Genomic DNA, 25,073 nt, shown 5'->3' on the forward strand with positions numbered 1-25,073 from the left:
CTTCGTATTGGCATATACCGGAGATTCCTCGAAATGGATCTTCTGGTTTGGCGTGCGAAAATGAACGAGCGGCGCAATCTGTTGATGCTTCATGGACAGTACGGATTTGATCAAGCCCGCAATCCCCGCGGCTTCGTATAAATGGCCGATATTTGTTTTGACTGTGCTGATCGCCACAAATTGCTTGCGCTGTGTATGCTTGCGAAAAGCCTTGGTAATGCCATCAATCTCGACCGGATCGCCCAGCTTGGTCCCGGTGCCATGCGCTTCGATGTAGCTAACTGTTTCTGGATCAATCTGTGCATCGTGCCACGCCTGCGAAATTACTTCCGCCTGAGCGAGCGCATTCGGCGCGGAAATACCAATCGTACTGCCATCCTGATTGATTGCACTTCCCTTGATCACGGCCAAAATATTGTCACCGTCTTGCTCCGCTTTACGCAGCGGCTTTAGGAAAACCGCTCCGACGCCTTCGCCCCAGCCCGTTCCGTCCGACTGGTCGTCGAAGGCTCGTGCCCGATCATCGGAGGATTCCATGCCAATACCTGCTTTCAACGGCAGTAAAATCGTCTTCACTCCACCTGCCAGTGCCATATCGCAGTCTCCGTTGAGGATAGACTTGCATGCCAGATGAACCGCTACGAGTGAGGAAGAACATGCTGTATCAATCGTTAACGCCGGGCCTTTTAGATCGAGCAAATACGCAATTCGGCTGGAAATAATGGACGGTAAATTACCAATGGCAAAGTTCGGCAGCGCACCCGGTTCCACCTCGGACAACAAACGCTCGTATTCAAAGCTGGTCTTGGAGAAGCCGACATACACGCCGACCTTTTGGCCTGCAAGTTGCTTACCGCCATACCCCGCATCCTCAATCGTGCTCCAGGCGGTTTGTAGAAATAGCCGTTGATTCGGGTCCATTAGCAAGGCTTCCCGCGGAGTCAGCTTAAAGAAGGAGTAATCGAACTTATCTACTTCATCCAGATAGCCACCTTCTGCGATTTGCATATTCCGCCCTTCCGTATTCAGACGGGAAATGAAAGCTTCGGCGTCTTTTCTTCTTACGTCGCTGTACGGACCGATATTGTCTGCACATGATGCGACATTCGCCCAAAACTGCTCCAGTGTTTCCGCTTGAGGAAACTTGCCGGACATGCCGATGATGGCGATATCCCGGTCATTGGTTTTCTCCTTGCCCTCGGGCTGTGTTAGTGCAGTCGCATCGCTGCTTAGGCCTTGACTGGAGATATACGAAGCCAGCTTGGCGATGGTCGGATAGGAAAAGAAGTCCGTCACCTCAATATGAACCCCTAGTTGGTCCTCCAACTGGTCCACAATTTGAACGAGCTGCAAAGAAGTCACTCCGATATCAAAGTAGCTATCATCCGTTCCAATCGACTTTACATTTAAAATATCCTGGCAGACTCCAATCAGCTTTTGTTCTATTTCTCCTTGAGGCAGGACTATACGCCCAACTGCCTGCGCGATTTGAGTAGCCTCGGCCAGTGATGTCAATATTTCATTAAAGTCACCCTGCTCATAATTCTGGGCTAATTTGAAGCGCTGAACCTTCCCGCTGGTTGTTTTAGGGATACGTCGAATCGGAACTACATCCTGAATATGCCAACCTCCCCGGTAGTTCAGATGGCTTTTCAGCTTTTGAACTAGCGGTACAAAATGCTCTATCTTTTTCGTGTGCATCACAAAGGCAACAATACGATCCTGCCTGGTTTGCGCATCATGTACACCGCACACAGCTACTTTCCCGAGATCCACGCCATCCAGTTCCTCGGCAATCCTCTCGATGTCATGCGGGTAGACATTCTGTCCGTTCACGAAAATGATATCCTTGGCTCTACCGGTAATAGTCAGGCGGCCATTTCTCATAAACCCTAAATCTCCGGTGATGAGCCAGCCATCCTCGGTTTTGACCTTCGAAGTAGCCTCTGGATTGTTGTAATATCCAGCGGTCACATTTTTGCCACGGATTTGCGTGTGTCCAATCACACCATCTTCCAGCACCCGATTTTGTTCATCGCAAATGCGGACAGAGGTGCTGGCCATCGGATACCCCAAATCCACAAAAGTAAGACACCGCTTGTCGGACTTGTCTACTTCTTCTATGGGTTCACCTACGTGTAACTGCTGCCGATTCAAATAAAGCGGAATAAAGGAATCTTTGTCCAGAGGGGGAGTGGAAACACCCACGCTCGCCTCTGCCAATCCATAGACGGGAAACATCGCATTTTTATTCAAGCCGTGAACACTCATCGCATCCATAAACACATGGCAAAGCTCTACAGATATCGGCTCAGCCCCATTTAAAATCATACGCACGCTTGACAAATCCCAGTTATCCGCTGTTTCAGGTTTGTACTGATCGAGAAAAAATTTATATCCGAAATTGGGAGAGCATATTTGAGTCACCTTGTGCTCCGATACTTTTTTTAGCCATAAAGACGGGCGTCGGATAAAAAGTGCCGTCGGCATAATCAGCTGCTTGGCATTAGCGACCACACAGGTTAAATGAAAGGCGATCAATCCCAGGTCATGCGTAAGCGGCATCCAACCCAAATAAGCATCCTTGGAGCTCATGCCTGTTTGATTTGCGATATCCCGAATATTGTAAACCAGATTTTCATGTGTCAACATGACTCCTTTAGGATCACCTGTAGAGCCTGAGGAAAATTGGATAAAAGCCAAATCCTCCGGTTTGGATGCATGAACTGCCCCTTTACCCTCAATGGAATAGTCGAATGTATGGCTTGAAAAAGTTGCTTTTTTAACAGGCTCAAAGGAATCCAGCAATCCGTGCTGGTGCGAGTACTTTTCCAGTTGTTCCATTACCTTATCATCCGCAATCATATAAGGGCGGGATAGGGTATTCCAGATTTTAAACAGTTTCATTTTATGTTCATCATTATTCCCGATGCTTACAGGAACAGGAACGATTCCACCGAGCAGGCAGCCCCAAAATACATTCACAAAGGTATGATTGTCGTCGATCTGCATGATCAGCTCATCGCCAGGTTGTATCCCTTTTTCCTGTAATGCATGAAGCACCTGTGATGCTTGCTCCAGAAGTTTACTGTAGGACACATATTCCTCTTGCTTATCACCGGAAATAAAGGTGATCCCGTTCTCATCCCGGCTTGCACGGTCTTGAATGATTTCAATTAAAGTTTGAAACTGCTCCATCCTGATCCCTCCTCAATTGCTCTAGCATTACTTCCTGCTCTCCTTCGTCGACCTGTTTGGTTTGCAACACCAGGCGAATACACCCCAGTATTTCCTGTCTTAGCTCAGAAGCAGGAGGTGGACTGCTGCCTGATTCTGAGTTTCGCAGTAATTCTTCCAGTCTCCGAACAGGTAAAATAACACCCTTTCGATACTCATCTTCATTCCAATTGGCATTGGGGGTAGACACCGCCAGTGACAGGGAACGGGCTACCCAATCACGGATCGAGAAACGGCGTTCCAGTTCAACGCGATCCAAGTCTCTGTCCAGGGACAGTACTTCGATGGTAGTGTTTATTTCTTTCGCCAAATTTTTCAGCACTGTCCGTGGGCCTAACTCAATGCCTTGCTCCACGCCATAGTTTTCCATATATTGCATGGTTTGTATCCATCGAACCGGGTGAATCATTTGCGAAACCAATCCTTGACGGATGCTGTCCACATCGGAGTATGGCTGAGCGGTCGCATTGGAAATCACGGGCCACCGCGCTTCATGGAAAGTATATTTTTGCAGCTCTGCGGTCAGCTTGTCCGCAGCGTGTTGCATAAGCGGACTATGAAAAGGACCACTGACCTGCAACCGGGTAATTTGAGCCCCTCGCTGCTCTAATTCGCCAGCTACCACAACTACCGACGTATGATGACCTGAGACGACGTACTGATTGGGCGAATTGTAACAAGCAATGACAGCAGGCTGATCGACTGTGGAGTGCAGACGACAGAATTCTTCCACGGCGTTCAACTCAGCTCCGCGAATGGCAATCATGCTGCCCAGACCGGCCTCTGCGGCTGCTTCCATGAAGCGTTCCCGCTCTTGTACCAGTTGTAAAGCGTCGCCAAAGGATAGAACACCGCTACTTACCAGAGCTGAATATTCACCCAGGCTATGACCTGCTGAAAATCCGGGAATAATTCCGATTTCGTGCATATAACGTCGGAATGCAATGACGCTGATCGTAAGAAGTGCGGGCTGAGTATAGAATGTCCTGGATAATTGGGTGATCAGACCTGCCATGCATAAAGCTTTCAGGTCATATCCCAAAATATCAATAGCCTCTTCAAACAAACGATCCACTTCTGTAAAATCGCTATGCCATGCGGGTCCCATTCCTACATACTGAGATCCTTGTCCCGGAAAAACCAAAGCCATGCGATTCATACCACCCCCCTTTCCTCTCCACATAGATGTGGCAAAAAGCAACAATATAGATTTCCAAAAATTAGAAATATATATTGTGAATTTGAATTGGTTATGGAGTTTCCATTCGTGGTGTAATTGAGATTAAAAGTATGATGTGTGAGTAGACTTGGAAGTGTAAAAACCTTGGAGTATGCTGGAATTTCAGGCTTGGAACCCAAAATTCAGCATCATAGATGAATGTGATGTGAAAGTGCTGAGGTCATACAAAATGTTATTACATAAGTAAGAATTAAATGTGAAATATTTTATTTATATAATAAATATGGACTAGAAAAATGTCAATATTTTTTTAAATTCCTTTAATAAGAAAAAAATGTGATATGTGATTTTTTATGTTATTATAATCACAAAATAAATTAAAGTATGACATTATAATGTATAAATATATTATACACACAAACAATGCCCTTTTTTGTCTAAAAATCAGGCATTGTTTGTAATTTTTTAATGAATTTTTGTAAAAATTTCTGTGTCGTAAGTGCAAGAAACGCATAATGTGTTATATTTCGTGCTGGACAAACCAATTAGTAATACGTTGCAGTCGTTCCACGCGAAGCTGCGGGTGCCCTTTTCGTGAAAGCTCGTGACTTGAAGCTGGAAAACGGACAAATTGCGTAGGTTTCCCCAAGCGACGTAATGCTGTAAACAGCTGCTCTCCCTGCTCTATAGGACATCGCAGATCCTGCTCCCCGTGCAATATGAGCAGCGGTGTATTGATTTGCTGCACATAAGCCAGCGGAGATTGCTTCCATAAGAGCTCGCAATCGTCCCACGGATTCCCGCCGACTTCATCTTCAGTAAACGAGTACCCTATGTCACTCACCCCATACATTGACAGCCAGTTAGATATGGAGCGCTGGGTTACAGCTGCGCGGAAACGATCGGTATGGCCGACAATCCAGTTTGTCATAAATCCACCATAGCTGCCCCCTGTTACACCCAGCCTTTCCGGATGAATGAATGGGAACTGACGTATAGCCTCGTCCACTGCACTCAACAGATCGGTGTAATCGTGTCCGCCGTAATCTCCAAGGACGACATTGGTGAAAGACTGTCCATACCCTCGGCTTCCTCCCGGATTCGTGTAGATGACTGTATACCCCTGAGCGGCCAGCAACTGAAATTCATGAAAAAAAGAATTGGAATACATGGCATGAGGACCACCGTGAATCTCCAAAATAGCAGGATAGGATACCCCCTCCTTAAACCCAGCAGGCTTCATCACCCATCCCTGCACCCGTCGTCCATCCTCAACCTCAGTCCAGAAGCTCTCAGGCACACTGATCTCAATCTCATCAAGCAGAGAATCATTCACTCGTGTCAGCCGTTCCTCAGTTCCTGAATGAATCGCAATCTGGAATAAATCACCTGGTAAAGCTACATCGGTGGAGGCGGCAATGATATGCTGCTCATCCGAAGTAAGCTCGAATTGGTAAATTTCCCGCTCTCCTTGGGTTAAAATTTTAAAAGTCCTATCAAGCGCAAACTGATATACGTGCACATTTCCTTCATGGGTAACCAGCGTATACAGAGATTGGCCGTCCGCACTGAAGCGTGGTGGTCCTACATGAAGATGTGAACGCATGTCGCTCATACCCGCATTACCGAGGTGAGCGTCAAGCGTCTCACTAACGCATACTGCCGTCCCCCCACTGGAAGGAACCGTGTACAGTCGGGTCTGAGTAGCGCCTTTGGCATGTCGATCATGACCGTAAAAGGCAATCGTTGAACCGTCAGGAGAATAAGCAGCACTCTCGATGTGCAGTTCAGAATGGGTCAGCTTAAGCGGTGCTGCTGCATCACCATTTGAAGTTGCAGGAGCTATCGTAAACAAATCATTCTGCTTACGTAAATCCGTATCCTCTTTCGAATGCTCTGCTATTCTGGCGACGAATAAAATACGTTGACCATCCGGTGACCACACAGGCTCCGCCACATCATAAGCGCCGGAAGTCAGTTGAACTGTGTGCCCCGAAGTCACATCAGTTACATACAAGTGATCACGAGTATCATCCCACAGTCCATATCCGTCGGATTTAGCTTTCGTTCGATTAACGACTCGTCCCTTAAGTTGTGCCTCCTGAGTTCCTCCATCGGATGTAGGGCTTGACGGGTTCTCGGCCGTTTTAGCTACAAACGATATGCAAGTCCCATCAGGAGACCAGGCTAATGAACGAACATTGTTCTCTACGTGTGTAAGCTGTCGTGCCTCCCCTCCGCGTTCTGGAATAATCCACACCTGGCGCTTGCCGTCTGTTGTACGGAGAAAAGCTAGTTGTGATCCATCTGGTGACCAGACAGGCGTTTCATCTTTCGGTCCGTATGTAAAGGGTAATGCGCTAGCGCCTTCGGACGATAATAGCCAAATTCCTGAGTTATAATCTGTCCACTCTTTATTAATATACTGTTCTACGTAAGCGATTTCACCACTAATAGGATGAATAGCTGGATCGCTAACCCAGTGAAGTCGATATAAATCCTCGGCTGTTATACAGCGCTTGGTCGTACTAGATTGTGAGTCGCTCAAAAAAATTCCTCCTTTATATCATTAGATTCCACATCTTTAAATTTTAATTAATCCGATTAATTTTATGCGATTTAAATGAATATACAATTACGTTACTCTTTTTATTTATCTCTGTCAATTTGTCTAAAACTAAAAAGACCCTCTCTCAGTCGCTATCGACCCGAAAACACCGCTACTTCGGTTGCTTTCATGAGAGAGGGTAACGTTATTCATCAATCACAATTGGAAAATAGGAGAAATGGAGGGAGCCCCATTAGGAATAGCAGCCAGTGATCCATTTTCTTTGTGTAGGTTCGGCACCTGCTGCCAAATAGTGCTGGGAATCTCTCGCCGCAGCACAGGAATGATATCCTCGGCAAACCGATGCAGCTGTTCAAGCTGCTCCTGCTCTCCCAGCCCATCCACGCTTATGCTGAGTACCTGATGGCCGAACGCAGTATAATAGTTCCGTATTTTTTCAAGAACGCTGTCCGCAGAACCAATCAGAACTGGACCGTTGCGGATATTGTCCTCCAAATTTGTAAACGGGGATTGATTATGTTGAGCCGCCGTCGTCGAGTGGTAAGCATCATAATACGGGCGATAGCGTCTGATCGCTTCCTCGTCTGTATCCGCCAGATACAAGCTCCCGGCTCCGGCACCAATTACGGCTTGAGCAGGATCATGACCGTAATAAGCGAGCCGTTCACGGTAATGATCAATTAAGGCTTTATACTTGGCCTGAGGATGGAAAGAATTTGAGGAAAATAACGGCTCTCCATATTGTGCAGCCAGCTCCGTCGATAATGTACTGGAGGCACTTCCATGCCATATCGGAATTTGCTGTTGATACGGGCGTGGCTGTGTCGTGACCTGATACAGCGGGGGCCGATAGTTGCCCTTCCACGTAACCTCTTCCTCGCTCCATAGCCGTTTGAGCAGACGATAGCGTTCTGCTAACGATTCCCACTGCTCTTCCTCCGTAATTCCAAACAACGGATAATGGCGTGGATCATTGCCTTTTCCGATAATCAGTTCTAATCTTCCGCCCGATAAATGATCCAATGTCGCATAATCCTCAGCTACGCGTACTGGGTCAAGTATACTAAGCACCGTTACCATCGTCAGCAGACGAATCCGTTCAGTTCTCGCTGCTATAGCGGTCAGAACGAGTGGAGGTGAAGACGACAAAAAAGGCGCACCATGCCGCTCCCCCACACCATACGCATCAAAACCAAGCTCCTCTGCGAGCACAGCCTGCTTAATTACATTTTGGAATTTTTGCTGCGAACTCCAGGCTTCTCCGGTAATCGCATTAGGCAGATTAGCCATTAGGCTGAACAATACAAACTTCATTCGCTCCTGCCCCCTTTCTGCGAACGAATCGGCTTCTTCCGTTCCCTATGATCGCGTCTAATTTCGGTTAGCTGTCTCGGCTTCATTTTTTTCACGAATGTAGGTGGAGAATAATTCAGGATTCACCACTTTACGCAGTAAATGCATCGTCCCGTCCCCTGTTCCATGGTCAAAAGCATGGATACGTTCATACCCCCAACGCTCATACATGGATAGCAAATAGGGATGCTTTTCCGCAGTCGCCAGTGTCACAGCAGGAGCACCGACCTTGTCACGAATAATCGTTTGCTCTACCCAATTCAGCAGTTTTTTCCCATATCCTTTGCCCTGGGCAGCCGGGTCTACAGCAAACCACATCACAAACGGTAGATCGGTTATAAAATTAAGGGCTCTATTTTTGAGATGGCTAACGGTAGCCTGAATGACACCGTCTACTTCCAGCACATAGCAATCATTATTTTTAATGTTTTCTTGAATGAGAGCAACATCTGCCTGAGCGGCAGGCCATCGAAGCTCCAACTGCCGAATTGTTTCATACGCCTCATACGTCACATACTGCAATCTTTCTGCATCCTCTTGGAGTGCCAGACGATAGATTTCACTCATACTAACCCGCCTTCCTATAGTATTATTATAATGCTCGTGAATCACCAAAATAATTAATCCTATCTACTTAATCAGATATAAAAGTTAACATAACTGTAGCATGCTCACCATCCAGCGACAAATTAATTTTTTCTATAACTCCATTTAAAATAACAATAGCCCCTAGAAAGATGGGAATTCGTTAATTAAAGTCAACGCAAAAAAGCCCGAAAATCGGGCTTTTTTACTTTCTAGACGAATAAAATGCTGGCCATATCTCCGGCATTCAAAACACACCATGTATGCTGTATTACTCCGCAGGGGCAGTAAAGCTGCGTTTGGCAAACTCGCTGTCCAGCATATAAAAGGCGTTGCTGTCTCTTTCAATGCGCTTAAGCTTCTGGATAACACTGTCGAACAGAGCTTCCTCTTCGACTTGCTCATCAATAAACCATTTCAGGAAATGGATCGTTGCATGCTCGCGTCCATCGAGGGCCAAGTCAGCCAGATGATAAAATTTTTGCGTGTTTTGCTGCTCATGCTTGTAGCCATGCTCAAATACGTCCAGCATGGAATCGTAGCTGTTTTTTGGCTCCGGCAATGCAGCCAATGTGGCGCGTCCTCTACGGTCATTAATGTATTTATACAGTTTCATGGCATGAAACCGTTCCTCCTCAGCTTGTACCAGGAAGAAGTTTGCAAACCCATCCAGACTTTCACTGGAGCAATAAGCAGCCATCGCCAGATATACGTGAGCGGAGTAAAATTCAAAGTTCATTTGCTCATTCAGAGCCTGTGCCAAATTGTCATTCATGTCTCAGGTCACCTCGGTCATGTATGTAATAATGTAACGATCATAGTGTACCACGAATCCGATCACAAAAAAACGGACGGAAGTGAATTAAATGATCTCACATTCCGCCCGTAATCTCTACAATTAGTTTACAATCAAGGCTCCAGACCCCAGACACGTTTGTCATTTATATACAATGGTGCTTTGCCCCAATCCGTATAAGATGTCTTGGTTGGATCATAGGAAAAATCATCACTTTCGTTATAGTTGCTCCAGTCCGTCTTGTTCATGCGAATCTGAATGTCCCCTGTGTTTTCCCCTGCTGCCAGACTTCCCGCACCAGCTCCAAAGGAGATTTCCAGATAATAATCTGCGCCTGTAACGGCCTTATCCAGTTTCACAAAACGTCCCTGAACGTTACTACTGCCCAACTGTGCATAGTCACAATGGAATTCCTGTGACTTGTCGCCATCTACGGTGTAGTAGTATCGCAGCTTGACATTTTTCAGATCAACTGCTTCTTTACCCTTGTTTACAATACGGAACAGTGGCCGAATTTGATTATCTCCCGGGTTTGTGTCGCCCACGCGGTATTGGGCAATCACATCTCCCGTTGCTGGAATGGGTGCTGCCGTAGGCTTGGCACTGACCTCGGCAGAATCCGGGCTGGTTCCTAAAGAATTTGTTGCACTTGCCACATAATAATAAGTGGTTTCATTCACCACTCCTGTATCCTTGTAAGTGCTGTCTGTTACTGTTGCTACTGTAGTATATGGGCCACCACTGGTTGTGGAGCGCTTGACCGTATAGCTATCGGCACCCGTCGCTTTGCTCCAGGTCAGTCTAACCTGAGCATCCCCTGCGTTTGCCTTCACATTTGCCGGAGCTTTGGGAGCTGTAGGCTCGGTTGGTCCACTACCGTTAATGAGACGGTCATACTCGGCATAAGCCGTTGCCATATCAACTTGGGACCAGAAACGGTGATACGTAAATTCTGGAGCGCCTTTATCCCATTTTTTGGTCTGCTTGTTCCATGAAGTCGTGTATTTATCTTTAAGATAGGACCATTGCGGATCTTTGGTGATATTAGGGCGGATATCGCTGTAGCTGGAATACGTACCATTACCACCTTTAGACGGATCAGACGGTGTAGCGTCGGTGCCAGGGATCGTGTTGCCTTGCCCAGTCTTACCACTCCAGCCGCTCGGGATATACACTTCTTTGGTAAAATAACGATAATAATCTTCGCGCGCTTCCTTCGTTGTAATGCCTATACCATCGTTATAACCCCATGCAGCATCAAGCAAAGCTTTAGACAGATCCTTAGCTTCCTTGCCTAACTCGGAATAGTCTCCTTTTTCAGCTTTCGTTCCAGCAGCAAAGAAAGTAAGTGCTTTAACATAGCTGCCCAGCACTCCGGCATCCTGCCCCGGATTCTTTGTTACCACATGGAGATTGGTATTCCCTTTATGATTGGCAAATCCGCTCCAGGTTTCAGGCTTTCCGCTCCATTCCAGATTGCTCGGTAGCCAGAACTCACCTTTAGCCGCTGTAGTAGCCACTTTCGGATTCTTGCCACCCAGAATACGCTTACCTTGAGCGTCCAAATAGTATCCCTGTGCATCAGTCACAGGCCGTTCGTTGGCAAATACATAGCTCTTGGACCACGCTATCCAGTTTTCCGTCACTTGTTTAGCCATTTTAAACTGCTCGGACGAAGTATCCCCTTTCTTGGCTAAAATGTAGTACAGCTCGGCAACTCGCTCGACAGGCCAAGCCTGCATCCCGAACCAGTTGTTCGAGGGTGGATCGTTATATACAGGAGCCCCTGTATAAGCCATGCCATAAAAGGTACTTGTGCCGGATGGATAAGCCTTGTAGGCACCATCCCAGCTATTCGTCGCTCCGCCTGCAATGGCCCCCTCATCGGATTGCAGCCAAGTATAAAACTCCAGTTGGCGCTTCAGCGAGGTCGCCCAGTCCTGTCCCGCCGTTGGTGAATTCGGTATTAATCCACCATCTTGATCGGACAACGCATACGCTGCGACGACATTTTGGTAGCCCTGATGTGCATGGCTGGCACCAATACGCCAAGCCCAGTTGCCGCTTTGGCCAAGTCCGCCGCCCCAGGCTGTATACCATGCCATCAGATAAAGACTGGCATCCTTGCCCGTACCAGCAATTGGACTTCCATTGGAAGCGCTTCCGGTTTTCTGGAAGTATTTATCGTACATGCCGTACCGCAAAAAGTCTCCCATCTTTTTGGCTTTATCCAAATATACGGAGTTGTCATATCCCAATTCCTTAGCCCAGTACATCGCTTGAACTGCCCGTGCATCTGCATCGGTGGCATTCGTGTAACGCCATTGCTGTGCAGGGGCATTATTTTCCTTGGTAAACAAGCTCATAAAGCCTTCATTAGGCTTGCCAAACTTTTGATTGTCTTGCGATGGATGCGGTACAGCCTCCCAGACCGATTCCTGTTCCCCACGCTGGAAGGTGTTTACATAGGTTGCTGTATGCGACGGATTCAGCAGATTGCCGAAGCCGTACCAATTATCCACGTCCAACAACCAGTGCATCAGATAAGTCTGGTTGTTGCCATAGGTTGCCTTCAGCTCAGAGTCCAGTGGATCCTTGCCAGCACCATACTGTCCACTCAGACGGCTTGGGTATTGATCCGGCTGTGAGTATTCTGCGGCATAGGTGGCGGGGCTGTTCGGGTTGTAGTTACTCATTGTTGGCTGTTCTTCCTTACCGTCGCCTTCATTAACAGGAATGATATATTTCTCCATGTTGTCCCATGCGGATTCCAAATGCCCCCAATCCCCGGTATAATGACCATACAGCACTTCCAGCCACATCCAGTAGCTGTACGCTTCCGAAGTCGTTAAGTGTCCGTAATCTGGAGCCTCGCTCATAAGCGTTTCAACGGAATGATAAGGGATGCCTTCTTTTGAAAAGTATCCGCTAGCCGGATCCTTCAGCTGTTTATACAATTGTAAAAAGCGTGTCGATTCCGGTGTTGCGGCTGATGCACGGTCGGGTCCTGCCTGAAATAAGCCCAAGGTTAACGGAAGTACCAAAATGGCTGACATGACCATAGAGACAGATTTCCTGAACACTGATTTTCTGCTGATCACTTTTGCATTCATCCTCTCCATTATCAATTTTGGCTTTACACAAGATTTTATTCCGAAAAACGACAGCACAAAAAGACAGCATCATCACCTCACTTTCCCATAAAAAAGGTGGAGGACACGCTGTCTATTGCTCCAAATGCTTCGCATTGGCCCTGGAAAAAATATACCACACTAGGCGCCAAATGAGAGTCGAAAAATTCTATAAGTTTAGAGATTCACAAGGAAAATTGACGAAATCGATTGGAATCGGTACTATTTCACAGGGAGGCGTTAAAACATGAAAATTTTGCTATTGCTTGGTTGTATCGTGATGTTTTTAGCCGTAGCTCTGGGAGCGTTCGGCGCACACGCATTGAAAAAGAGACTTTCCGTAGACATGATGAGCATATTCCAGACAGGAATTCAATATCAAATCGCTCACGGACTGGGTTTGCTGCTGCTTGGAGTTCTTGCTGACAGCCTTGTCCATTCTTCTCTCATCGTTACCGCAGGCTGGGTTATGCTGGTGGGTATTCTCCTGTTCTCCGGCAGTCTGTATGCCCTTAGTATATCTGGTGTGAAAAAGCTTGGGGCAATCACCCCCATTGGCGGGTTGGCTTTTTTGGCAAGCTGGGTCATTGTGATCGTGGCGGTTGTGCAAGGTTAAACAAGGATAAAGGAACAGAGACTTGGAAAAGGAGGCGCTTCCAAGTCTCTCGAATTATTGACGTAGCATTCCTGAGTATATGAAAGAATACATTATTTCGTCTGCACTTGTTGCGCCTTCTGAGCGGCTATCCGATGACCTTCGATATAACGTCTGGATTCTGCCATCTCATGCTCCTGAGCAGCTTCCATAATAATATGAACCCCCGGCTTGTACTGCTCCAGCAGTTCCATGTAGAGGGCATAGTTCATGTCACCAAAACCTGGCGGCACCGTCTCAATTTCACCTGACGATGACAACCGCCGGTCTTTGGCATGTGCTGCGATAATCCGAGGGCCCAGCAGTTGGAAAGCTTCGCGGATGATCTCATCCTGCTGCGCCAGATTTTCCGTTTTCAGCAGATTACCAGGATCAATCACAACACCGATGTGTGAAGAAGGTACTTCCTCCAGAAAGGCAGCCAACTCTACGGCAGTTCCGACCAAGTGATCGTTTGCAGCTTCCAATCCTACGAATACGCCCCACTTCTCCGCTTCATCTGCTAATTCACGCACTACTTCCCTTACAACTCTCCAGTCACGTTCCGTATAGGCGGTACCATCCTCATTACGTCCGACTTCGGCTGCAACCATTGGTGCTCCTAACAGACCCGCATATCGTATCAGCTCTTTGAAGCGCTCTACATTTTCACGCAGCAATTCCTCATCCTGTATAAAAAAATGTAAATAGCACCCGAGCACCGATATGGATACACCATGCTTACGAAATTCTTCTGCGATAGACAGTGCCAATCCCGGATTGAACTTACCCGGTTTATTAAAATCCACATCACTGATCGCTCTCCACGGAGCCAGCTGAACATGAGTAAAGCCCGCTGCGCCTACCTTTGCAGCCAATTCACGATAAGGCAACTTGCCAAACAAATGTGCCAATACACCTACTGTCACTAAAAATCACCTCTTATTTATTATTGTTGTATGCTACTTGTTACCGTACTCTGCTCCAAGGTCTCATTGATGATGTGCGTAATCCGTTCCACTTCATCATGAATAAAAAAGTGTCCTCCCTCAAAGGTAAACATACGAAATTGCTGTTCCGTATGGTGTGCCCATGCCTCCGCATCTTGTAAGGTCACCGTGTTATCGGTCATTCCCGTCAAAGCGGTGATAGGACAATGTAAAGGTGCGGCTTTAGCCATGTACCTATACAACTCGACAGCTTTGAAATCCGCTCTTAACACCGGCATAAAATAGTCGTATAATTCCCGATTGTCAAAAATCGCTTCCGAAAGCTGACCGTACCGCTGCAAATGCGTCCTGAACTGATCTGCGGGCAGATCGTGTAACCACGGGGAATTTCTTGGGACATGCGGTGCCCGTCCACCCGAAACGAACAGATGAGCAGGCTTGCCATATCCACCGTCCACCAGCTTGTAGTACAGCTCGAATGAGATCATCGTCCCCATACTGTGGCCGTATATGGCATAAGGATCGCCAGGGGCTATCTCTTCGCTGATCTTGTGCAACAGATCCTCGCTCATCTCCTCAATGCTTTCCTTTAGCGGTTCCCCAGAACGAATACCTCTGCCCGCTAATTCCAGTGGAACAAGCTTAATCTGCGGAAGCAGCAACTTTTTCCATTTGAAGCTGACCGACGCCGATCCGCCTGCATACGGGATGAAAAATAATGTGATAGGTGCCATTCTTGCAACCTCCTGCCTTGCTAAGTTCTAACTTTTTCATTTTAGCATAAAAAGGTATATTTACCCATTTTAAATATTTTGCAAATTCCAGAAGAAAGGTTGAGAAAATCAAGCACATTTTATATAAGGCAGGAAGTGTCTTTCTAAAGAAAGAACGGCTCTATGTTTGAATATAATCATGTGTTGGGTCTTTTATTTTTTCAAATCGAAAGGAGTTCTGCGCCATGAAGTACGGTTTTTTCGATGATGTCAATCAAGAATATGTCATCCACACCCCTCAAACCCCTTATCCCTGGATTAATTATTTAGGTAATGAACGATTTTTTGGACTGATCTCCAATACAAGTGGCGGCTATGCATTTTACCGGGATGCTCGCTTACGTCGCTTAACACGTTACCGGTACAACAATATTCCTGTCGATAACGGTGGTCGTTATTTTTATATTTATGATGATGGGGATTATTGGACTCCAGGTTGGATGCCAGTCAAACGGGAGCTGGAGCAGTATGAATGCCGCCATGGACTTGGCTATACCTCAATTATGGGAGAACGCAGCGGTATTCGGGCCACCCAGCTGGCTTTTGTGCCCCTTTCCTTTGACGGCGAGGTCCATCAGGTAAAGCTTCAGAACACATCGTTACAAACCAAAAAGATCAAACTCTTTTCATTCGTGGAATTTTGTCTGTGGAACGCCTATGACGATATGACCAATTATCAGCGCAACTTGAACACCGGCGAGGTTGAAATACAAGACTCTGTCATTTATCACAAAACGGAATACCGTGAACGTCGCAATCACTATGCTTTTTTCTCTGCTAATCGTCCGTTAGCGGGTTATGATACAGACCGTGAAGCTTTTCTGGGGCTCTACAACGGATTAGATCAGCCTCAATCGGTCGCCGTTGGGCAAGCCTCGAACTCTATTGCCAGCGGATGGTCCCCTGTCGGATCACATTGCATTGAGGTAACGCTGGAGCCAGGCGAAGAAACAAGCTGTAACTTTATACTCGGTTATGTGGAAAATCCCGAGGAAGAAAAATGGGAGTCGCCCGGTGTTATTAATAAAAAACAAGCACATGCCATGATTAAGCAGTTTGCGGATGAAGCTGATGTAGAACGAGCGTTGAGTGAGCTGCGGACCTATTGGAATAATCTGCTGTCCAAGTATACCCTTCAAAGCCACGACGACAAGCTGAACCGAATGGTAAACATATGGAACCCTTATCAGTGTATGGTTACGTTCAATATGTCGCGTTCCGCCTCGTATTTTGAATCTGGTATCGGGCGTGGAATGGGCTTCCGGGATTCGAATCAGGACTTGCTCGGCTTCGTCCACCAAATACCGGAGCGGGCAAGAGAACGGATTATCGACATCGCCTCTACTCAATTTGAAAACGGCGGAGCTTATCATCAGTACCAACCGTTAACCAAAAAAGGAAATCACGAGGTTGGCGGTGGCTTTAACGACGATCCGTTGTGGCTTATTGTCGGTACCGCAGCGTACATCAAAGAAACGGGAGACTTTGGCATACTGGATGAACAAGTGCCCTTTGACGGAAATGTAGAGCGTACGGCTACGCTGTTTGAACATTTGAAGCGTTCTTTTTACCACGTTGTGGGTAATCTGGGCCCGCATGGTCTTCCACTCATTGGCCGGGCTGACTGGAACGACTGTCTGAATCTCAACTGTTTTTCTGCTACACCAGATGAGTCCTATCAGACAACTCAGAATCTGGAGGGTCGAATAGCCGAATCCGTGTTCATCGCCGGACTATTTGTATATACGGGACCGGATTTTATTGAGCTTTGCAAGCGCAGAGGACTGGATGAAGAAGCAGCAACCGCTCAGGCATATGTGGATCGTATGCGAACAGCCACATTGGAGCATGGTTTTGACGGAGAATGGTTCTTACGTGCTTATGACCATTATGGAGACAAAATAGGAAGCAAGGATTGTGAGGAAGGCCAAATTTTCATTGAACCTCAAGGTTTCTGTGTCATGGCAGGAATTGGCGTTGAAGAAGGTCTAGCTCAAAAAGCTCTCGATTCTACACGTGATCGGTTAGAAACTCCCTACGGCATTGTGCTGCAAAATCCACCGTATTCTCGCTACTACATCAATCTGGGCGAAATCTCATCTTACCCTCCCGGGTATAAGGAAAATGCCGGTATTTTCTGTCACAATAACCCTTGGATTATGATGGCGGAAGCCGTAATAGGACGTGGGGATCGCGCTTTCGAGCTATATAGCAAAATTGCCCCCGCCTATCTAGAGGACATTAGCGACATTCACCGCACCGAGCCGTATGTGTACGCTCAAATGATTGCGGGCAAGGATGCTGTTCATGCAGGCGAAGCCAAAAATTCCTGGCTGACGGGTACAGCGGCATGGAACTTTATAGCTATTACTCAATCCATTCTCGGTATTCAGCCCGAATGGGATGGTCTGCGTATTGATCCGTGCATTCCTACAGCCTGGGACGAATTCACAGTCACCCGTGTCTTCCGCGGTGATACCTACGTGATTCATATCACGAATCCACAGCATGTCTCCAAGGGTGTAGTCACAGTTACCTTAGATGGCACCGTCCTTACGAATAATATTCTGCCGGTTGCAGGGGACGGGGCTATCCACCAAGTAAAAGTGTTGCTAGGCTAACAAGTTCATGGCCTTCAAAAAAATTAGCTTCAACTTCATCACATAGTATCTTATAATACGAGAATGGCTAAAGATACATTAAGTGTGGTGACATCATGAACAAGACAAAACGGCTTACTCAAACCATGGATTACAAAACAAAGCAAGCCCGCTGGGTACGCAAAATGTTATTACTGTATTGGATGATTATAGCTGTACATTTTATCGTCCAGCTGGGCAGCTACTTATTTCTTGATTACCACGCTTCGCCTTATGAATTTTACGTCGGAACCCTTATTGTTCCCACGCTAATCATGAGTGGTTCCAACTTACTGGCAGAGTTGGCTCATTTTAAATTTAACAGGTATTCTTTTGTGATCCTGTTTATGGCAAGTACCGTCATTTGCTGGATGATTATTCGCCTAAACTATGATATCCGGATTATTACAGCGTTGTGCTTGTTGCCTATTTTCTCTTCTATCCTGTTCTTCAATCGCCGCTTAATATGGCTTTCCTTTGTATTACAAGTAGTCGTCTTTTTTCTGTTGCTGGCAGTGGATGCATCATTTCGTACCTATTTGTCAGACTTTGATATCGTGGCGATTCCAACCTTTTTGATTATGTCCACCTTTATTGCTCTCATTATTCAGGCCAGCGGCCGCGATTTGTTAGTGGATTTGTATAAAACAAAGCGCGCGCAACAGGAATTAATGATCAGTAACGCGATTATCAGCAAAATGTCAATGACTGATGGTTTGACAAAGCTGTACAATCATTTGTCCTTTCAAAACTTTTATGAAAAAGCACTCGAATATGCCGAACAAGGCGCGATCATCCATCTGGCGTTAGTGGATATTGATAATTTCAAGAAGATCAATGATACTTACGGACACCAGTTCGGAGATAAAATTTTGGAAGGCATCTCGCAAATCATTACAGAACAGATTACCGCAAATGACATTCCGGCTCGCTATGGCGGTGAGGAATTTGCTATTTTGATGTTCGAGCATACTTTCGAAGAAGCTTATCAGATCGTCGAAAACATCCGTCGTGAAGTGGAGAAAATGACCTTTCAGGAGAAATTGCAACTCGTTTCTGTAACCGTAAGCATTGGACTGAAAAGCTATACAGAGGAAATGAACAAAGATAAAGATGTATTTTTTCAGCAAGCAGATGACTATCTGTATCAAGCTAAGCGCTCCGGGAAAAACAAAATTGTTGCTCTTAATCATATCGCTTAATGTAAAAACACTTCATTTGATGAGACTCCGGCATGAGCTTGCCGGAGTCTTTTGAATATAGAACTTAAAATGTAATAGAGTTGACAATTCCATAAGTTGAAACTAAAATAGTTACATATGTATTGGTTATTTACTAACAATAAATAAGTTCGAAGGAGATGGTTTTTTAAATGTCAACCCTCGTTATTGTCGTTCACCCTGATCTTGCGGAATCTCGCATTAACAAAAGATGGGTGCAAGAACTCAAGAAACAATCCGGCGTGACCGTTCACAACCTGTATGAAGTATATCCTGATGAGCAAATCAATGTCGCCCAGGAGCAGGAACTGCTAGAGCAGCATGACCGTATCGTTCTGCAATTCCCTTTTTACTGGTACAGCACTCCTTCCCTACTGAAAAAATGGCTGGATAAGGTTCTAACCTACGGCTGGGCATATGGAAGCGAAGGTGGCAAGCTACAGGGCAAAGAGTTGTTGATCGCCTTGTCTGCTGCCAGCGTTGAGGAAAATTACCAACATGACGGACGGAACAGGTATACGATCGAAGAGCTGTTGAGACCTCTGGAAGCTACAGGCCATATGATTGGTGTCAAATTGCTCCCTTATTTCGTACAATATGGTGCTGCAGTTTTGACCGATGAGCAACTAGAGCAATCCGCACAAAAATACGCGCAAACGGTTATTTCTTAATTTTTTACTAGAAAGCCCCTTGGACGGCGCCTGCCATACCTGCTTTACAGCAGACGGCAGCTCCAGCCAAGGGGCTTTACTGATCGATTTACATCGTAACCAACGTACTGGTTACCTGTGCCATACTTTCTTTAATAATGTCGCAGCCCTTACGCAAGTTTTCCAAGCTTATCGTTAACGCTGGCATGATTTTAATTACCGTATCGTTACGCCCAGCACGTTCAATAATGAGTCCCCTACTAAAGCAGAGAGTCGCTACCTCCTTGGCGAACGCTTCTCCCAGATGGGATACATCAATTCCCCAGATTAGTCCCATGCCGCGAATTTCAATTAGAGGATCTATCGATTGGATATGTTCACGCAAGAACTGCTGAACAAAAGCCTCTTTTTCCTTCACTTGTGCTTCCAGCTCTACCGTATCTCTGAACTCCAGCGCAGCCTTTGCCCCGACAAAAGCAAGCTGATTTCCACGGAAGGTGCCGTTATGCTCACCTGGACTCCATATATCCAATTCTGGCTTGAGTAGCAACAGAGACATTGGCAAACCGTATCCACTGATCGATTTGGACAAAACAACCATATCAGGAACAATTCCCGCCCGCTCGAATGAGAAGAACGAACCAACTCGACCGCAACCGACTTGAATATCGTCAACAATGAGCAAAATATCATGGTCATCGCACAGCTGTCGCAAATCACGCAGCCATTCGGTATCTGCAATATGAATACCGCCTTCAGCCTGTACCGTTTCCAAAATGATCGCGGCAGGCTTTTCCACACCCGAGTGAGTGTCTGTTAAAAGCTGCTCCATATACAAAATGGTATCCATTCCGTTAAATGTGCTGTTATAAGGTATGAAGGTAACATTGTTCAGGGGTACCCCTGCGCTCTCTCGCATGGAGTTGTTGCTGGTAATAGATAAACTACCCAGCGACATTCCGTGGAACGCGCCCATAAAAGCGAAAATACCATTTCTGTTTTTCACCTTGCGTGCAAGTTTCAGTGCTGCTTCCACCGCATTGGTTCCGGTCGGTCCGCAAAATTGCAGCTTATAATTCAAGCCCTTGGGCTGGAGAATACGCTCTGAAAAAGACTCAATAAACTCTTGCTTAGCTGTCGTGTACATATCCAGACCATGCATAATCCGATCGGAACTTAAATAATCCAATATCCGGTTTTTCATAAAATCATTATTATGCCCATAGTTCAAAGCCCCTGCCCCAGCAAAAAAGTCAATGTAACCCTTGCCTGCCTCCGTGTACAGTACATCGTTTTTAGCTTTGTTGAAAACAACTGGAAAACTTCTGCAATAGGATCTTACATTGGACTCCAGCGCTTCGAATGTGTTCATGATCTCTCGTCCTCCCGCTGACCTGATTTTAAAAAATACAAGCATGGAAAGCAAAAAAAATGTAAATATGTAATCTAAATGAGTAGACAGTCTGAATTCACACTGGGATATCCACACCAAAGAATCATAAGTATGATCACAAGAACAATTAAAGTACGAAAATTAAATACAGAGATAGCACATGAGAGTATGTTAGTAGAAGATTAAATAGTGGGTTTTTCTAAGAGGCCTATCAGAGGATGTCAACTCCTATGTAATAAAATACCATAATTTTCATTTAAGTCAATGCATGTTTCTGATGTGTTTTGTTAAATTTTTGTAATTTATCATCAATGGCTTGTAGTATATTGTTAAAAGAAAACGAAAAATGTCGTATTATAGTAATAAATCTCAAAAATAGTACATTTCCATATCAAATAGATATACATCTGGACTAATTGTCCACAGGATTGTCACAACAAACCTGATCTTTTGACAGACTGTCCAAAGGAGTTTACTCTATCAACAGGACCTGCCAAAAACTTGTTGTAAACATTGCAGTTATCCTAACTATTTGGCTCGAATTTGATAGAAAGATAAGGAAATATGATCATGTCTAATGTTTTAATTATTGAAGATGACAATATGTTGGGAGAGACCCTTTCCTTGTATTTAACAGGAGAAGACTACAACGTTACTCGAGTGGAACAAGCGTCTGAGGGTATTGCCCGGCTTGAGATCGTACAGCCCGATATTATTTTGCTGGATCTGCTGCTTCCAGATTTGGATGGGGTAAATCCCTGCCCACTCATACGCAAGCATACGGACGTGCCCATCATCGTGATTTCTACAGAAAACAACATATCAGAGCGTATTCGTACACTTACGTTGGGAGCAGATGATTATATTTGCAAGCCTTTTAGTATGCAAGAGCTAAAAGCACGGATGGAGGCTCTTTTCCGTCGTATTGAAATCACGCGCTTGCAAGGAAGAGGCAGAGCACCTGAACCTGAAACCGGCATTACTTTGGATCTAGCGAGAAGAATGATTACCGTTAACGGACAGAATGTGGAGACAACATATTCAGAATTTGAGCTCATGAAGCTTTTTTATTTGAACCGGGGAATTGTATTCAGCAGGTATGCTTTGATTCAGGCTCTCCGTGGCACAGACTCCTTTATTAATGAAAGGGCTGTGGACGTACATATTAACCATTTACGCAGAAAAATCGAAAAAGACCCTAAGAAACCGCAATTAATCAAGACCATCTGGGGAATCGGCTACAAATTTATGCAATAACACGGTCAGCTCCAGGGAAGTGATGACTTGATTTGGTTAATATCCTTCTGAACCGTGCTCAGATGCTTTTTCCAGTCTGGATACAGTGCTCCTGTTGAGGTTTCATTGCTGCGCTTCAATGCCTTTTCCAGCTCTATTACCTTTGCCAGCAACTCAGGCGCGCACAGGTTCCCCGTTCCTCCCTTAAGTGAGTGGATTAATCGAAGAGCAGAAGATAACTGCCCATTGTCCATTTTTCTCACAACTCTTTTATCGAGATACTGGTATTCCTGTATCCATTTATAAAGGGCAAATTGAAAAATATACACCTTGCCATCCATGCCTGCTATCGACTGCTCAGCGTGAATACCATGTAAATCTTGCAGCCACGCTAAATTAATCCAGCTAGTTAATACTCTAGCAGCGGTCAGTTCATGGACAGGCTTGAACAACACGGCATTAATACCAGCACGAAGACAAACTTCCTGTTCATGCTGCACAGCATCAGCGGTAAAAGCGATAATGGGAAGCCTGTTAAAAGCTTTGTTTCTCCGAATATGCCTCGCCGTCTCAAAACCATCCATCTCTGGCATATGCAAATCAAGCAGCACCATATCCCAGTAACGCAGTTCCAGTAACGCTATTAGTTCTCTTCCGTTCGTGACCATCGTTACCTCAAAGTTACGCTCTGCTAAAAACTCGGTAATCACCACCTGGTTAATTTCGTTATCCTCTGCTATGAGAATTTGATACTTCTGTGTTGTATCCCCTATCTCATTGTGGGAACTCATCGTCGCATGAGTCTCCAGAGTATTACCATCTGCTGGCACTGACTGTTCCTTCTTCCAGCAGAGAACCTCCAGCAGAGCGTTTCGGGTAACGGGCTTGGACAAAAAGGCATCCACACTATGATTCATGTCCCCTGCAGCTATTGTTTCCATCTGAAACACGGTTGTAAGTCCAATAATCTGAGTTATCTGCCTATCCAGCATTTGAAGCCACTGCCTCCGGGAGTCCAGTTCTCTCAAACCTTCCATCCCCATATCGATGATAACATAATCAAAATGCTCACCCTTTTGAAAAGCGTCCACACTTTCTTGGAAGGATGAATTAGTGAATGTTTTTAATCCCAAGTCTTGCAGTAGTTCGTTCAAGCTGTATCTCACCAGTTCATGCTGCGCAACAATTAAGGCTTTGCCTTTGATTTGTTTTTCTATTCGTGTGCTTCCTGCATTCAATTCCCCAGTTTCCAGCTCGACATTAAAGTAAAATTGACTGTACTCTCCTAATCGACTTTTCACCTCTACTTTCCCGCCCATAGCTTCAGCCAAATGCTTGCTAATGGCCAAACCCAGCCCAGAGCCCCCATATCTGCGGCTGGTTGATGTACTCGCCTGGATAAAAGGGACGAATAGCTTGTCTATACACGTCTCGGAAATTCCTATGCCCGTATCTTCTACCATAAAAGAAACGCCTACTCGCCCTTCCTGCTGACTTAGCATTTTTACCTGTAACAATACATGTCCCTGATCCGTAAACTTGATGGCATTGGTCAGAAGATTTGAAAGCACCTGCTCCATTCGAAGAGGGTCTCCCTTAAAGCTTTTCGGTAACGCCGGGTCCGTTATAAATACGACCTCTATTTCCTTATCCTCAAGTAAAGTTCCAACGGTATCTGCGAGATGCCGAAGCATTTTTTCCGGCTCGAATTCTACCTTTTCCAGTTCCAGACTGCCGGCTTCCATTTTGGAAAAGTCCAATACGTTACTGAGCATGGATGAAAGGGTACGAGAGGAAGCGAGAAGCTTGTGGAGGTAATCTCTTTGAACGGCAGTCAGTTCAGTCTTATTTAACAGCTTTGACAGACCGATGATTCCATTCAGCGGGGTGCGAATTTCGTGACTCATATGAGCCAAAAAAGTGCTTTTCGCACGGTTAGCCTCGTCCATCTCCTTTCGCTTCTGCTCAGAGGCTTTATACTCTGTAATATCCAACACGTGACCGATAACATGCCTGGTATTCCCGTCCTCCCTAACCGGATGTAAGGTAATGAGAGCCGAATATTCCCAAAACTCCAATTCAAATACGGTCCGATCACCGAACCAGGCCTGTTTGTAGTATTGACTTAGCTGCTCCATCGTTTCAGAGGAAAGCTCCAAAATGTCCCCGAGACGCTTCACATGCTCCCTTTTATTGTAGTTGACTTGTAGATTCAGACCCACTCGCTCCAGCAATTCACCTTCAAGCAGCCTATAATAAAATTCATCACCACTTTTCTCCAGCCTAAAGGTAAAGCCAGGTTGAACCCGAAGTAAATTCAGCAGATCACGATCTTTGTCTAACAAACGTTGTCCATATGAATACTTAGCGGTGGTTAAAGCGTGCACAAACAGCGTCATGAACATTAGACCCATCCCCAGCTCCAGCACGCAGGTCAGCAGTGTTTTATCACTTATGCCAAAATATAAGAACAGAATTCCTGCCACTCCATAAAAAACACCTGTAATCGCCTGACGAACAAGCTGCCGCTGAAAAATCAAAACTAACAATAATATCAAGATAGCATATAGCACTAAATCTCGAACCAAGTGTTCGCCCCCTTATAATCTTCCATGTTTTGTGAGATATCGAAAATATAAAAAAACTCAGGACAGATTCCTTATGCCATAAGGCTTAAAGAACTGTCCCGAGCATTCATTGTACTATACATTCCATAGGGTTCAAGTT

The 25,073-nt window shown here is 45.7% G+C and carries 16 protein-coding genes (1 of these 16 running past the window's edge); 5 read left to right on the top strand and 11 right to left on the bottom strand.

The window, feature by feature from the left end; genetic code table 11:
- From MKX59_RS15505 to MKX59_RS15535, 7 genes are all read right to left on the bottom strand, one after another.
- Nucleotides 1-3,198 carry the 5' end (the start) of a non-ribosomal peptide synthase/polyketide synthase gene (locus MKX59_RS15505; protein ID WP_340858516.1) on the bottom strand. It extends 25,620 nt beyond the left edge of the window, so 3,198 of the gene's 28,818 nt are visible here — the first part of the coding sequence; its start codon is at nt 3,196-3,198; the stop codon falls past the left edge of the window.
- Nucleotides 3,173-4,396: an ACP S-malonyltransferase gene (gene fabD, locus MKX59_RS15510; RefSeq protein WP_071558769.1), complete on the bottom strand. Its 1,224-nt coding sequence runs from the start codon at nt 4,394-4,396 to the stop codon at nt 3,173-3,175. The genes MKX59_RS15505 and fabD overlap by 26 nt, the downstream gene beginning before the upstream one ends.
- A gap of 541 nt (nt 4,397-4,937) precedes the next feature.
- Nucleotides 4,938-6,965 carry a S9 family peptidase gene (locus MKX59_RS15515; RefSeq protein ID WP_071558770.1) on the bottom strand — a complete coding sequence of 676 codons (2,028 nt, stop codon included), beginning with the start codon at nt 6,963-6,965 and terminating at the stop codon, nt 4,938-4,940.
- Between the two features lie 216 nt (nt 6,966-7,181).
- The gene (locus MKX59_RS15520) at nt 7,182-8,300 is read right to left on the bottom strand and encodes an LLM class flavin-dependent oxidoreductase (RefSeq protein WP_076265424.1); all 1,119 of its coding nucleotides are present in this window, start codon (nt 8,298-8,300) and stop codon (nt 7,182-7,184) included.
- Between the two features lie 57 nt (nt 8,301-8,357).
- On the bottom strand, nt 8,358-8,906 hold the full coding sequence (locus MKX59_RS15525; RefSeq protein ID WP_023988541.1) for a GNAT family N-acetyltransferase: 549 nt from the start codon (nt 8,904-8,906) through the stop codon (nt 8,358-8,360).
- Between the two features lie 289 nt (nt 8,907-9,195).
- Nucleotides 9,196-9,699 carry a ferritin gene (locus MKX59_RS15530; protein WP_013310291.1) on the bottom strand — a complete coding sequence of 168 codons (504 nt, stop codon included), beginning with the start codon at nt 9,697-9,699 and terminating at the stop codon, nt 9,196-9,198.
- Between the two features lie 134 nt (nt 9,700-9,833).
- Nucleotides 9,834-12,782, bottom strand: a complete 2,949-nt coding sequence (locus MKX59_RS15535) for a glycoside hydrolase family 48 protein (protein ID WP_340859003.1) — start codon at nt 12,780-12,782, stop codon at nt 9,834-9,836.
- Between the two features lie 316 nt (nt 12,783-13,098).
- Here MKX59_RS15535 and MKX59_RS15540 point away from each other — a divergent pair, with 316 nt between their 5' ends.
- Nucleotides 13,099-13,467, top strand: coding sequence for a DUF423 domain-containing protein (locus MKX59_RS15540; RefSeq protein ID WP_013310289.1), 369 nt, complete (start codon nt 13,099-13,101; stop codon nt 13,465-13,467).
- A gap of 92 nt (nt 13,468-13,559) precedes the next feature.
- On the opposite strand, the gene MKX59_RS15545 is transcribed toward MKX59_RS15540, so the two are convergent.
- Nucleotides 13,560-14,414 carry a sugar phosphate isomerase/epimerase family protein gene (locus tag MKX59_RS15545; protein WP_068939447.1) on the bottom strand — a complete coding sequence of 285 codons (855 nt, stop codon included), beginning with the start codon at nt 14,412-14,414 and terminating at the stop codon, nt 13,560-13,562.
- 20 nt (nt 14,415-14,434) lie between these two features.
- A complete protein-coding gene (locus tag MKX59_RS15550; RefSeq protein ID WP_023988539.1) occupies nt 14,435-15,169 on the bottom strand; it encodes a thioesterase II family protein in 735 nt (244 codons plus the stop codon).
- 224 nt (nt 15,170-15,393) lie between these two features.
- On the opposite strand from MKX59_RS15550, the gene MKX59_RS15555 reads away from it, so the two are divergent.
- The 3 genes from MKX59_RS15555 to MKX59_RS15565 all read left to right on the top strand — a co-directional run bounded on the left by MKX59_RS15555 (nt 15,394) and on the right by MKX59_RS15565 (nt 19,738).
- Entirely contained in the window at nt 15,394-17,829 is a 2,436-nt protein-coding gene (locus tag MKX59_RS15555) for a GH36-type glycosyl hydrolase domain-containing protein (RefSeq protein ID WP_340858517.1), read from the top strand.
- A gap of 95 nt (nt 17,830-17,924) precedes the next feature.
- Nucleotides 17,925-19,049, top strand: a complete 1,125-nt coding sequence (locus MKX59_RS15560) for a GGDEF domain-containing protein (RefSeq protein WP_028541333.1) — start codon at nt 17,925-17,927, stop codon at nt 19,047-19,049.
- A gap of 170 nt (nt 19,050-19,219) precedes the next feature.
- Nucleotides 19,220-19,738 carry an NAD(P)H-dependent oxidoreductase gene (locus MKX59_RS15565; RefSeq protein WP_028541334.1) on the top strand — a complete coding sequence of 173 codons (519 nt, stop codon included), beginning with the start codon at nt 19,220-19,222 and terminating at the stop codon, nt 19,736-19,738.
- An 88-nt stretch (nt 19,739-19,826) separates the two neighbouring features.
- Here the strand turns inward: MKX59_RS15565 and ectB are convergent, their stop codons facing one another.
- Nucleotides 19,827-21,089 carry a diaminobutyrate--2-oxoglutarate transaminase gene (gene ectB / locus MKX59_RS15570; protein WP_023988535.1) on the bottom strand — a complete coding sequence of 421 codons (1,263 nt, stop codon included), beginning with the start codon at nt 21,087-21,089 and terminating at the stop codon, nt 19,827-19,829.
- Between the two features lie 591 nt (nt 21,090-21,680).
- Here ectB and MKX59_RS15575 point away from each other — a divergent pair.
- The gene (locus MKX59_RS15575; RefSeq protein ID WP_023988534.1) at nt 21,681-22,367 is read left to right on the top strand and encodes a response regulator transcription factor; all 687 of its coding nucleotides are present in this window, start codon (nt 21,681-21,683) and stop codon (nt 22,365-22,367) included.
- A 5-nt stretch (nt 22,368-22,372) separates the two neighbouring features.
- Here the strand turns inward: MKX59_RS15575 and MKX59_RS15580 are convergent, their stop codons facing one another.
- Complete coding sequence (locus MKX59_RS15580; protein ID WP_028541335.1) at nt 22,373-24,934, bottom strand: hybrid sensor histidine kinase/response regulator; 2,562 nt, start codon at nt 24,932-24,934, stop codon at nt 22,373-22,375.
- Nucleotides 24,935-25,073: the final 139 nt, after the last annotated feature.

The organism is Paenibacillus sp. FSL R7-0340, assembly GCF_038002205.1.
Taxonomy (GTDB): Bacteria; Bacillota; Bacilli; order Paenibacillales; family Paenibacillaceae; genus Paenibacillus; species Paenibacillus polymyxa_B.

Excerpts from the sequence above, each read along its gene's own strand:
- fabD (WP_071558769.1), bottom strand. The coding sequence starts at position 4,396 with ATGAATCGCATGGCTTTGGTTTTTCCGGGACAAGGATCTCAGTATGTA.
- MKX59_RS15520 (WP_076265424.1), bottom strand. The coding sequence starts at position 8,300 with ATGAAGTTTGTATTGTTCAGCCTAATGGCTAATCTGCCTAATGCGATT.
- MKX59_RS15525 (WP_023988541.1), bottom strand. The coding sequence starts at position 8,906 with ATGAGTGAAATCTATCGTCTGGCACTCCAAGAGGATGCAGAAAGATTG.
- MKX59_RS15530 (WP_013310291.1), bottom strand. The coding sequence starts at position 9,699 with ATGAATGACAATTTGGCACAGGCTCTGAATGAGCAAATGAACTTTGAA.
- MKX59_RS15535 (WP_340859003.1), bottom strand. The coding sequence starts at position 12,782 with ATGGTCATGTCAGCCATTTTGGTACTTCCGTTAACCTTGGGCTTATTT.
- MKX59_RS15540 (WP_013310289.1), top strand. The coding sequence starts at position 13,099 with ATGAAAATTTTGCTATTGCTTGGTTGTATCGTGATGTTTTTAGCCGTA.
- MKX59_RS15550 (WP_023988539.1), bottom strand. The coding sequence starts at position 15,169 with ATGGCACCTATCACATTATTTTTCATCCCGTATGCAGGCGGATCGGCG.
- MKX59_RS15555 (WP_340858517.1), top strand. The coding sequence starts at position 15,394 with ATGAAGTACGGTTTTTTCGATGATGTCAATCAAGAATATGTCATCCAC.
- MKX59_RS15560 (WP_028541333.1), top strand. The coding sequence starts at position 17,925 with ATGAACAAGACAAAACGGCTTACTCAAACCATGGATTACAAAACAAAG.
- MKX59_RS15565 (WP_028541334.1), top strand. The coding sequence starts at position 19,220 with ATGTCAACCCTCGTTATTGTCGTTCACCCTGATCTTGCGGAATCTCGC.
- ectB (WP_023988535.1), bottom strand. The coding sequence starts at position 21,089 with ATGAACACATTCGAAGCGCTGGAGTCCAATGTAAGATCCTATTGCAGA.
- MKX59_RS15575 (WP_023988534.1), top strand. The coding sequence starts at position 21,681 with ATGTCTAATGTTTTAATTATTGAAGATGACAATATGTTGGGAGAGACC.